The sequence below is a fragment of the Azonexus sp. genome, from assembly GCF_036170495.1.
Lineage (GTDB): Bacteria > Pseudomonadota > Gammaproteobacteria > Burkholderiales > Rhodocyclaceae > Azonexus.
The window spans coordinates 1-6,973 of record NZ_JAVHPH010000024.1; the positions used below are offsets into that span (position 1 = coordinate 1).

Annotated in this window: 9 protein-coding genes; all 9 read right to left on the reverse strand. The window is 62.4% G+C overall.

Features of this window, described 5'->3' with window-relative positions; all coding sequences use genetic code 11:
- A partial coding sequence (locus ADADOO_RS01065) for a DnaJ C-terminal domain-containing protein (RefSeq protein ID WP_511274313.1) occupies nucleotides 1-935 on the reverse strand: 935 nt, incomplete at its 3' end.
- 24 nt (nucleotides 936-959) lie between these two features.
- Nucleotides 960-2,399, reverse strand: a complete 1,440-nt coding sequence (locus ADADOO_RS01070) for a mannose-1-phosphate guanylyltransferase/mannose-6-phosphate isomerase (protein ID WP_511274314.1) — start codon at nucleotides 2,397-2,399, stop codon at nucleotides 960-962.
- Nucleotides 2,400-2,540: 141 nt separating this feature from the next.
- The gene (locus tag ADADOO_RS01075; RefSeq protein WP_511274315.1) at nucleotides 2,541-2,819 is read right to left on the reverse strand and encodes a helix-turn-helix domain-containing protein; all 279 of its coding nucleotides are present in this window, start codon (nucleotides 2,817-2,819) and stop codon (nucleotides 2,541-2,543) included.
- Nucleotide 2,820: 1 nt separating this feature from the next.
- Nucleotides 2,821-3,135 carry a type II toxin-antitoxin system RelE/ParE family toxin gene (locus tag ADADOO_RS01080; RefSeq protein ID WP_511274316.1) on the reverse strand — a complete coding sequence of 105 codons (315 nt, stop codon included), beginning with the start codon at nucleotides 3,133-3,135 and terminating at the stop codon, nucleotides 2,821-2,823.
- Between the two features lie 74 nt (nucleotides 3,136-3,209).
- A complete protein-coding gene (rfbC, locus tag ADADOO_RS01085) occupies nucleotides 3,210-3,752 on the reverse strand; it encodes a dTDP-4-dehydrorhamnose 3,5-epimerase (protein WP_511274317.1) in 543 nt (180 codons plus the stop codon).
- On the reverse strand, nucleotides 3,752-4,639 hold the full coding sequence (rfbA, locus tag ADADOO_RS01090) for a glucose-1-phosphate thymidylyltransferase RfbA (RefSeq protein WP_511274318.1): 888 nt from the start codon (nucleotides 4,637-4,639) through the stop codon (nucleotides 3,752-3,754). Before rfbA ends, rfbC begins: the two co-directional genes overlap by 1 nt.
- Nucleotides 4,636-5,703, reverse strand: coding sequence for a dTDP-glucose 4,6-dehydratase (gene rfbB / locus ADADOO_RS01095; protein ID WP_511274319.1), 1,068 nt, complete (start codon nucleotides 5,701-5,703; stop codon nucleotides 4,636-4,638). Before rfbB ends, rfbA begins: the two co-directional genes overlap by 4 nt.
- A gap of 69 nt (nucleotides 5,704-5,772) precedes the next feature.
- Nucleotides 5,773-6,675, reverse strand: coding sequence for an arginase (locus tag ADADOO_RS01100; protein WP_511274320.1), 903 nt, complete (start codon nucleotides 6,673-6,675; stop codon nucleotides 5,773-5,775).
- On the reverse strand, nucleotides 6,672-6,973 hold a 302-nt coding region (locus ADADOO_RS01105; RefSeq protein ID WP_511274321.1), incomplete at its 5' end, for a DUF480 domain-containing protein. The genes ADADOO_RS01100 and ADADOO_RS01105, both read right to left, overlap by 4 nt.

Genomic DNA, 6,973 nt, shown 5'->3' on the forward strand with positions numbered 1-6,973 from the left:
AGCAGCGCCGCATTGGCCTGCAACAGCAACTTGCGTTGCCGGGCGTTGAGCTGGCGCGGGAACACCGGCGTCAGCTCGACCACCAGATCGCCCGCCTGACTCTTTCCCCGCCCCGGAAAGCCCTGACCGGCCAGCCGCAACTCACGCCGCTCAGCTGCACCGGCCTCCAGCGAATGGCGAATCATCCCGCCCAGCGACGGCAGTTCAATTTCCGCCCCGGCGATCATCGCCAGCCCACTGACCGGCATCTGGCCATGCAGGTCGCGGCCACGCAACTCGAAAAGCGGATGCGAGCGGATGATGACTGTCAGGTAAAGATCGCCGGCCGGCAGTTCGTCGCCCCCCGGCTCGCCCTGCCCGGCCAGGCGCAATTCATCGCCCGGCAACATGCCGTGCGGCACACGGATTTCGAGGCTGACCTCGGCCAGTTCGCGGCCGCTACCGCCGCAATCCTTGCAAATACGCTCGGTAAATAACCCGCGCCCGCCACACGCCTCGCAACGCACGAGATTGCGCTGGGCGTCGTGCACCCGGCCGCTGCCATGACAGGCCGGGCAAAAGCGCGTCCTAGCCATGCCGTGCTCGCCGCTGCCCTGGCAAGTCGGACAGGCATTGCCGCGCGCCAAATGGATGGTCTTGCGGCAGCCGGCGGCGGCCTCTTCCAGGCTGAGCTCAAGATTGAGCCGAATATCAGCTGCCCTGGCCACCTGCTCATCGGGTTCGGTCTGGGCTGTTTCAGCAGCGTCGACCGCCTCGGCATCGACCGCCAGCAGCTGCTCGTAAGCCGCATTGATCTGCTTGAAACGCTCCGTCGCCTGCGGATGATCGCTCCGATCCGGATGCCAGCGCATGGCCAGCCGCCGATAGGCGCGCTTCAGCTCGGCCGGCGCCGCCCCGGGCGCAACGCCGAGAATTTCATGCGGATCGGAATTCATCAATGGCATAGCGCGCCGCTGTCATCAACGCCGCCCATAGGTATCCTCAAAACGCACAATGTCGTCCTCGCCCAGGTAGCTGCCGGACTGCACTTCAATCATTTCGAGCGGCACGATGCCGGGGTTTTCCAGGCGGTGGATGACGCCGAGCGGGATGTAGGTTGACTGGTTTTCGCTGACCAGAAAGGTCTCTTCGCCCTTGGTCACGCGGGCCGTGCCGCTGACCACGATCCAATGTTCGGCCCGGTGGTGGTGCATTTGCAGGGACAGCGTGCCGCCCGGCTTGACGCCGATACGCTTGACCTGGAAGCGGTCGCCGGAATCGACGCCGTCGTACCAGCCCCACGGGCGATAGACCTTGCGGTGCCATTGGGCGATGCTGCGTTTGTCGGCTTTGAGGCGGTCGACGATCTTTTTGACGTCTTGCGTCGCCTCGTGATGAACGACGAGGACGGCGTCGTCGGTTTCAACGACGACGAGGTTGCTGACGCCGATGCAGGCAACGAGGCGGCCTTCCGAAACGACGAGGGTGTCGCGGCAGTTTTCGAGCATGACGTCGCCGCGCGTAGCGTTGCCTTGGCCGCATTTGGGCAGGACTTTCCACAGGGCGTCCCAGGCGCCGACGTCGGACCAGCCGGCGCTGAGCGGGATGACGGCAGCCTTGGGCAGGCCGGCGCCACCGGTGGTCAGGCGTTCCATGACGGCGTAGTCGATGGAGTCGGATGGACAGGCCGCGAAGGCGTCAACATCGAGGCGGACGAAATCGCCGTCGGTCTTGCCACCGGCCAGCGCCTGTTGGCAGGCCGCCAGAATGTCGGGGCGACAGAGGCCGAGGGCGGCGATCCAGACCGAGGCTTTCATGACGAAGATGCCGCTGTTCCACAGGTAGTCGCCGGAATCGAGGTAGCTTTCGGCGGTTGGGCGGTCCGGTTTTTCGACGAAGCGGGCCAGCGCGAAGCCGCCGGAGCCGTCGGCCAGGGCCTCGCCGCGCTGGATGTAGCCGTAGCCGGTTTCCGGGCAGTCGGGGGTAATGCCGAAGGTGACGGTGACCCCCGTTTCGGCCAGGGTGACGGCGCGACTGACGGCGTCACGGAAGGCGGCGCCATCGGCGATGTCGTGGTCGGCTGGCATGACGACGAGGACCGGGTCTTCGCCGTCGCGGACCGCCCACAGGGCGGCCAGGGCAAGGGCCGGAGCGGTGTTGCGGCCGAAGGGCTCAAGCAGGACGGAGCCGTGCAGGCCCAGCGTGCGGACCTGCTCGGCGACGACAAAGCGATGCTCCTCGTTGCAAACGAGCAGCGGCCCCGCCATGTGTGCCAGGCCGTCGAGACGGGCGACCGTGGCCTGCAACATCGACTGTTCGCCGACCAGCGGCAACAACTGCTTCGGATATTTCTCCCGCGATAGCGGCCACAGACGCGTGCCGGAACCGCCGGAGAGCACAACGGGGAGAATCTGAGTCATGAAAATTCACACCTATAAAAAACGTTAATCACTACGGTCAACTGGAAAAAATGGCCAAAAATGAAATCTGCACCGGGCACCAACAGCCCCTCTTTTTTCCGCGCTTGTTAAAACCATCCCTGAGCAGCAAGCACCTGGTGCTCAACCGAAGGCCAGCTCGACCTTGCGCCCAGCCCTCGCAGCCAAGGTAATCAACATGTCGATACTGAATTTTTCCCACTTGCCTCGAACCAGGTCGGAAATACGTGACTGACCGACGCCCAATCGCTCGGCGGCCTGTTGCTGTGTCCAGCCTTGATCGGCAATTTCCTTACGCAAACTGGCCATCAGATCAGCCCGCAGTTTCAGGAGCACAGCTTCCTCATCCGAGAAGCCAATATCCGTAAAAACATTGCCACTTGATTCAGTAACCTTGCCCATATCAACCTCCAATCTGCTTGTATCGCTTTGCTGCAAGCTCGATGTCTTCCTGGCGTGTCTTTTGAGTTTTCTTCTGGAAAGCATGCAGGACGTACACGGCATCATCAAACTTGGCGACGTAAATTACCCGCCATTCGCCCAACAGCTTGATCCGAATCTCGTAAGCACCAGAACCAATATTCAACATTGGCTTGAAATCAGAAGGCATCAGCCCGCACTGCACCGAGTGCAATTCGAAACCCGCCGCGCGCCGCGCCTCTGCTGGAAAATCCTTGAGGTCATCAATGCTCGAGCCAACGAAGCGAAGGGATTTCATGAAATGAATTATACAAGCACTTAGATAGTCAGCAATGAGCTACGGTTCCACCATGGCCTGAAGTCAGCTCCCCATCACTCCCCAACCGCATCCCGAAACCGCTGCCCCGCCGCATCCTTGGCCGACAGCAGCGGCTCTCCCTTGATCTGCCAGTCAATCGCCAGATCCGGGTCGTTCCACGCGATGCAGCGCTCATGGGCCGGTGCGTAGTAGTCGGTGGTTTTGTAGAGAAACTCTGCCGTTTCGGAGAGCACGACAAAGCCGTGCGCCAGACCGGGCGGGATCCACAGTTGCCGTTTGTTGTCCGCCGACAGCAATTCACCAACCCACTGGCCGTAGGTTTTTGAGCCTTTGCGGATGTCGACCGCGACATCGAAGACCTCACCCTGCACCACGCGCACCAGTTTGCCTTGCTGATGTTGCACTTGATAGTGCAGACCGCGCAGCACGTTGCGGGCGGATTTGGAGTGGTTGTCCTGAACGAAGGTCACATCCAGCCCGGTGGCCTCCTGAAAGACCTTCTGGTTGTAGCTTTCATAAAAGAAGCCGCGATCGTCGCCAAAGACCTTGGGGTAAAGGGCGATCACATCGGGAATGGCCGTCGCTATCGCACGCATCAGAACACCCGCTCCTTGAGCACGCTCATCAGGTACTGGCCGTAAAGGTTCTTGATCATCGGCTGGGCGAGCTTTTCGAGCTGGCCGGCATCGACCCAGCCCTTGCGGTAGGCGATTTCTTCCGGGCAGGCTACTTTGAGACCCTGGCGTTTTTCGATGGTGGCGATGAACTGGCTGGCGTCAAGCAGGCTTTCATGCGTGCCGGTATCGAGCCAGGCATGGCCGCGGCCCATGACCTGCACGTTCAACTGCTGGCGCTCAAGATAGACGCGATTGACATCGGTGATTTCCAGCTCGCCACGCGGCGACGGTTTCAAGTCGCGCGCGATGTCGAGCACCTGGTTGTCGTAAAAATAGAGGCCGGTCACGGCGTAATTCGACTTCGGCACGGTCGGCTTCTCTTCGAGGCTGATCGCCTGTCCGGCCTTATCGAACTCGACCACGCCGTAACGTTCCGGGTCATGCACGTGGTAAGCGAAGACCGTGGCGCCGCTGGGCTGGGCGCCGGCTGCACCGAGATCGTCGGCAAACTCGTGGCCGTAGAAAATGTTGTCGCCGAGGACCAGCGCGCTGTCGCCGTTGCCGACGAAGTCGCGACCGATGATGAAGGCCTGGGCCAGGCCGTCCGGGCTGGGCTGGATGGCGTATTGCAGGTTGAGCCCCCACTGGCTGCCGTCGCCGAGCAACTGCTCAAAGCGCGGCGTGTCCTGCGGCGTCGAGATGATCAGGATGTCGCGAATCCCGGCCAGCATCAGCGTGGTCAGCGGGTAGTAGATCATCGGCTTGTCGTGGATCGGCAGTAACTGCTTGGAAACGGCCAGGGTAACCGGGTAGAGACGGGTGCCGGAGCCGCCGGCGAGGATGATGCCTTTGCGCTTGTTGGTCATGCCCGTGCTCCATAGTTTTGGCCGACCCAGTTCTGGTAGGCGCCGCTGGTGACGTTGTGTACCCAGGCCTGGTTGTCGAGATACCACTGCACCGTCTTGCGAATGCCGGTCTCGAAGGTTTCGGCCGGCTTCCAGCCGAGTTCGCGTTCGATCTTGGTCGCGTCGATGGCGTAGCGGCGGTCATGGCCCGGACGATCGGTGACGTAGGTGATCTGTTCCTTGTACGGCTGGCCGTCGGCCCGTGGGCTGAGTTCGTCGAGGATGGCGCACAGGGTGTGCACGACGTCGAGGTTGGGCTTTTCGTTCCAGCCGCCGACGTTGTAGGTTTCGCCGACCTTGCCGGCTTCGAGGACGCGGCGGATGGCCGAGCAATGGTCTTTGACGTACAGCCAGTCACGAATCTGCTGGCCGTCGCCGTAGATCGGCAGCGGCTTGCCGGCCAGGGCGTTGTGGATGACCAGCGGGATGAGCTTTTCCGGGAAGTGGTAGGGGCCGTAGTTGTTGGAGCAGTTGGTGGTCAGCACCGGCAGGCCGTAGGTGTGGTGGTAGGCGCGGACCAGATGGTCGCTGGCCGCCTTGCTTGCCGAGTACGGGCTGTTGGGTTCGTAGCGGTTGGTTTCGGTGAAGGCGGGATCGTCCTTGGCGAGCGAACCGTAGACTTCGTCGGTGGAGACATGAAGAAAACGGAATTCATTTTTGGCCGAAATTTCCAGTTGACCGTGGTAAGCCCGCACCGCTTCGAGCAGGCGGAAGGTGCCGACGATGTTGGTCTGGATGAAGTCTTCCGGGCCATGAATGCTACGGTCGACGTGCGATTCGGCAGCAAAATTGACCACCGCCCGCGGCTGGTGCTCGGCCAGCAGCTTGGCGACGAGATCGAAGTCACCAATGCTGCCCTTGACGAAAATATGCCGGGCATCGCCGTCGAGCGCAGCGAGGTTCTCAAGATTGCCAGCATAGGTCAGATCGTCGAGGTTGATGACCGACTCGTCGGACTGGGCCAGCCAGTCGAGGACGAAGTTGCTGCCGATGAAGCCGGCAGCGCCGGTAACGAGAATGCTCATAGCCTATTCCAATGCCAAAAAACGAATTATCGCCGAACTTAATCTGCGCGGCGTCCCACCGATGACGAATTACCGGTCACTGCTCGGTGGCAACAATTCGCTGATCAGATCCGAGATCAGCCGGGCGGTCGTGCCGTGGCGGTCGCGGTCCGGGTTGTATTCGACGATTTCCAGCGCCTTGAGCCCGGCCAGGCCACCAATTCGGCGCATCGCCTCGACAGCATCGTGGACGACCAGACCATCCGGCTCGGGGCTGCCGACGCCGGGGGCCAGACGCGGGTCGATGGCGTCGAGGTCGAGCGTCACGCCAAAACCGGCCGGGGCGCTGGCGACGATGGCGATGGCTTCGTCGAGACAGGCGGCAAAGCCACGACGGAGAATGTCATCGCTGTCGATGATGCGCACCTGCCGCCGCTGCAAAAATTCGAGTTCTTCCGGCTCATAGCTGCGCGGCCCGAGAACAACGGTGTGGGCGGCGCTGATCTGGGGGCCTTCCAGCCCGATGTTGAGCAGGCGTTTGTCGCCGCGCCCGAGCAGGCAGGCCAGCGGCATGCCGTGAATGGCACCGGAGTAGCTGGTTTCCGGGGTGTGGCTGTCGAGATGGGCGTCGATCCAGAGCAGGCCGACCGGCTCGGCCGTCGCCCTGGCCACGCCACTCCAGGTGCCGATGGCGACCGAGTGGTCGCCACCGATGACGACCGGAAACTCGTTAGCACCGAGGGCGAGTGCCACCTCGTCGGCAAGATTGCGACACAGCCCGGCGATGCGCCAGACCAGCGAAGTGCCATCGCCTTCCGGCGCAAACAGGGTCTTGCCCCAGTCGATCCGGGGATGATGCTCCAGTTCGTGCCAGGCTTGCGAACGATGGAAGGCGAGCGGACCGTCTGCGCAGGCATGATCCTGGGCGCCGATGCCGCTGGCGGCGCCGATGATGCGGATGTGCGCGAAAGCTTCCGGCTGGTGCTTTTTCATGCGCCGATCGCGGCGAGGCGGGTTTTCATGTCGGCTAGTTCGGCTTCGAGCACGGCGACCCGCGCCTTCAGTTCCTCGATTTCCTGGTTGGCCGAATGGGCTGCCCTGGCCTGCTGCACTGCTTCCATTTCCGGCTCACCGCTGAGCAGGTGCATCCAGCGATTTTCCCGCGCGCCGGGCAGGCGCGGCAATTCGACAACCAAGGCACCCGCTTCCCGGCTGGCCAGTTCTTCGAGGAAGGCTTCGACCGACGAGATGTCGGCAAAGCGGTGCAGGCGGTCGCCATTGAGGCGCAGCT